Here is a 1,799-nt window from a genome sequence, read left to right as displayed (position 1 = left end):
CCCCAAGACGCTACAGAACAGAAGAATTCCAAAGATCAGGGGAACCGAGCGCGGAGCCCAAGCGCTTAGAAGATAACTGAGGACCATGGCTGCAACTGTCAACAAGATCGCAGCAAGTCCAATACGTTGAACCGCATGACGTTCCAGCGCGTGCAATTTGATCCGATGCAATTGGATGACAAAGCTCGTCGCCACTCCCACCAGGGTCAGCAACAAAAACAAGAGCCACGACGAGCTCATGAAATCAAATGGTGTCAACGTACCAAGGCGTAGAGCAAAGGCCACGAACAGACATAGAGGCACCAGAGATGCATCCAGCACCAGCCAAAGCCCCTGCTTTGCCCCGCGCGAAAGGTTCATCAAGAATGAATGCATGTCGCCATCCTAGGAAATTTCTGATTTTAATAAGCAAAACAAAAGTCTTGAAGAGATATCACACAACTCCCTCCTCTATACGCAACAAAGAGCAACAAGAAAAGTCACATGGCGCAGCAGACAAACACGCCAAAGCACGTCCCGACAACAGAGCTCTAGAACGCCCTATCCCTCCCCGCGCGCCTTCACAAACCCCACAAATGCCGCATCGGCCGAGCGCAAGCGCGGCTTGCCGGAGCGCATCCAATAGGCGCGCCACTCGGCTTCTAGCACATAGATGTCCAAACCAGGTGCCAAGGCGCGCGCGGCTTCCAACGCATCGCTTGAAAGGGGCGGCAATTGCACGCCGTCCTCGATCACCGATGCGCGCGCGGTGAAGCGGATGATATCCCCCGCCTCTTCACTCATCTCGTAACCCGGCAGGTGATCGGCTGCGATCATATCGCGGATCATTTTGCGAAACACACGGCGCGGGCTGGCAGAGCCTGATTTTTTCAGCAGCACCTCGACCGAGACGCGCCATGATTTCTGGCGCCCGCAATGTTTGCGTGCCAGCTCGTAAATGCGCCGTTCCAGCGGTTTGCGCAGGCGGAAATAATCGCGCGACAGCGTCAGCACCGATTTGCTTTCCACCGCGCGGAACAGCCATTCCGAGAGCACCACAGACACAGAGATCATACGCCCGCCCTTGGAGGCGCGTACAATCTGCCAGCTCTCGATCAGCCCGAAACCGGTGGTCACCTCATGTCCGCCGGTTTCCAGATTGGTGGTGATGCGCGTGCCGGCAAGCCGCTCGAAGGCCTCGCGCAGACGCTTGTAGCCGTCCCCGGATGTTTCGCGGTTTGTCGCCACCAAAAGATCATGCGCGCGCAGCGTCAGTTTACGCGAAATTTCCCGCCCTGCGTTCAGCGCCGCCATCAGCTGGGAAATACAGTAAATCAGGATGTCTTTGTCATGCAGCGTCGCCAGCCCCTTGACCGAAGGCACCACCGTGATTTCGGTGCCGTTATGGACATAGTTCAGGATACGTCTGTCCGGCCGCGTCGAGAGCGAAAAGATCGGATGTTCCATGCTCGCCAGATCATCCTTGGGCAGCGCATCAAAGATGTCGCAAAGAAAGAAATCGGGCGTCGGATGCCTGTGAGGGTCCAGCCCGAAAGCCGGAAGTGTCTGTGCCATAAACTGCTCTGCTGCCTCATGCGCGCGCCTGTCTCGTTAAGCGGACAAGTCTCCCCGCACGGGATTCGTGTTTTCATTAACACCTACCCTAAAGTTATCCACAGGCTGCGTCTACGATTCTGCCCCGCTGCCATCGTGGGTTCAGAGTCGCTTTGGCGTGGTTTCAGAGTCGCGCTATCGTGGGTTCAGAGTCACCATGATCTAAAGAAATCCCAAAAATATGTTTAAATCGAACGACTTATAGA

At 55.7% G+C, this 1,799-nt stretch carries 1 protein-coding gene and 1 pseudogene; both read right to left on the bottom strand.

Features of this window, described 5'->3' with window-relative positions:
- Positions 1–375 (bottom strand): annotated as a pseudogene (locus WBC85_RS04005) (polysaccharide biosynthesis protein); the annotation flags it as partial.
- Between the two features lie 165 nt (positions 376–540).
- Positions 541–1,554 (bottom strand): replication initiator protein A, encoded by a 1,014-nt coding sequence (locus WBC85_RS04000; RefSeq protein ID WP_424433386.1) that lies wholly within the window; start codon positions 1,552–1,554, stop codon positions 541–543.
- Positions 1,555–1,799 lie beyond the last annotated feature (245 nt).

This window comes from Planktotalea sp., from assembly GCF_049680325.1.
GTDB lineage: Bacteria > Pseudomonadota > Alphaproteobacteria > Rhodobacterales > Rhodobacteraceae > Planktotalea.
The sequence above is the reverse complement of the archived record's forward strand: the minus strand, read 5'-3'. Positions and strand labels throughout refer to the sequence as shown.

Coding starts and splice junctions, on each gene's coding strand:
- WBC85_RS04000 (WP_424433386.1), bottom strand. CDS start 1,554: ATGGCACAGACACTTCCGGCTTTCGGGCTGGACCCTCACAGGCATCCG.